The 1493-nt window shown below is 72.3% G+C and carries 1 protein-coding gene and 1 pseudogene; both read left to right on the forward strand.

What is annotated here, in order from left to right; all coding sequences use genetic code 11:
* Nucleotides 1–105 precede the first annotated feature (105 nt).
* Nucleotides 106–573, forward strand: a complete 468-nt coding sequence (locus tag ACFYX0_RS47795) for a hypothetical protein (protein ID WP_388982130.1) — start codon at nt 106–108, stop codon at nt 571–573.
* Between the two features lie 72 nt (nt 574–645).
* Nucleotides 646–1493, forward strand: a pseudogene (locus tag ACFYX0_RS47800) (ISKra4 family transposase); the annotation flags it as partial.

The raw sequence follows: 1493 nt of genomic DNA on the forward strand, positions 1-1493 counted from the left end.
GGGTGCGTTTCTTGTTGAGTGAGGTCGGTGAGAGCGCCGTGTCCGGCGTGGTGACTGTCTCGTTGCGGTAGCTGGGTTGATCAGCTGGCGTGAGGGGCAGGTCGGATGAGCTGCGACGAGGTGCTGCGGCTGCTGCGGGAACGGGAGGCGGCCTGCCGCGGTGAGGCCGAGCGGCTTCGGGCGGAGGCGGAGCGGATCACGGCTCTGCTGGCGACGTGCGAGCGGGAGCTGGCCCGTATCACGACGGCGTGCCAGGTCGTGGGTGAACTGCCGCGCGTCGAGCTGGTGCCGGCTGCGTCTGCGGCGGTGGCCTTGGCCGTGGTCCCGGCTGCGCGCCGGGGTGGACGTCTGCCGGATGCTGAGGCTCGGGAACGACTGCTTGCGGTGCTGGCACGGTATGCCGGTCCGGTGCGCTGTCGGCAGGTGGTGGAGGATCTCGGTCTGGAGGTGACGGCCCGCCAGGTGGAGGTGGTCCGGCACCGGTTGAAGAAGGCCGTGGCCGCGGGGCTGGTGGTGCAGACCCCGGGCGGGTTGTTCACCCTGGCGCGTGGCACCGTCGCGGCGGGCGGGTGAGGTGGGGCAAGAGGAAGGTCTTCTCCTCGTTGGCCGGGTTGATCCGCCTGACCGCGTGAGAAAGAAGACCTGGTGGCACCCTACGCGCCCGAGATGGCTCCTGCCGATGCCTTCGCCGCGAGCCGTACCCGGATGGAGGAGATGCTCGCGCGTCTGTCCGACCCGGTGATGATGGCCTGCACCCAGGAGGTGCTGGAGGACTACGTCACCGTCGCCGGGCGGGAGTTGATACGGCAGATCATGCAGGATCAGTTGGATGCCCGCGCCGCGGCGGAGGGGCGCCGCCGGGAGGTGGCCGGTGCGGATGGTGTGGTGCGCACGCGTGCCGAACGTGGGCATGTGCGGCTGCTGGCCACCACGGTGGGCCGCGTTGAGGTCTCCCGGATCGCCTATCGCTCGCCGGCGGTGAAGGTGGGCAACCTGCATGTCGCGGACGCCGAGCTGGCTCTTCCCGCCCAGTTGTATTCCCGGCCGTTGCAGCGCGCCGTTGTGCACGAGGCAGCGTCCGGGTCGCTGCGGCAGGCCGCCCAGGCCGTTCAGCGTGCCACCGGGCAGAAGATCGGCACCCGGCAGCTGATGGAGATCTGCGTGCGTGCCGCCGCCGACATCAACGCGTTCTACGCGGCCCCGCCGGATGCCGCCGCGCCGCGTGCCGCCGCCGGCGAGTTGCTGGTGCTCTCCTGCGACGCCACCGGCGTGAACATGATCCCGGCCGGGCTGCGGGAGGCCACCCGCGCCGCGGCCGAAGCCCAGGCGCAGGCCGGTCCCCAGCCGCCCTCCGCCCAGCTGGCGGACCGGGAACGCGGCGGGCGGCGCCGGATGGCGACCGTCACCGCCGTCTACGACGCCACGCCGGTGGTGCGCACGGCAGCCGACATCCTGCCGCGCACCGCTGCCGAGCGGGAGACGCGCCGCCGCGA

The sequence above is a fragment of the Streptomyces sp. NPDC002573 genome (assembly GCF_042889625.1).
Lineage (GTDB): Bacteria > Actinomycetota > Actinomycetes > Streptomycetales > Streptomycetaceae > Streptomyces > Streptomyces gibsoniae.

Bases quoted from the DNA above. Each gene is read 5' to 3' on its own strand.
- ACFYX0_RS47795 (WP_388982130.1), top strand. From the start codon at position 106: ATGAGCTGCGACGAGGTGCTGCGGCTGCTGCGGGAACGGGAGGCGGCC.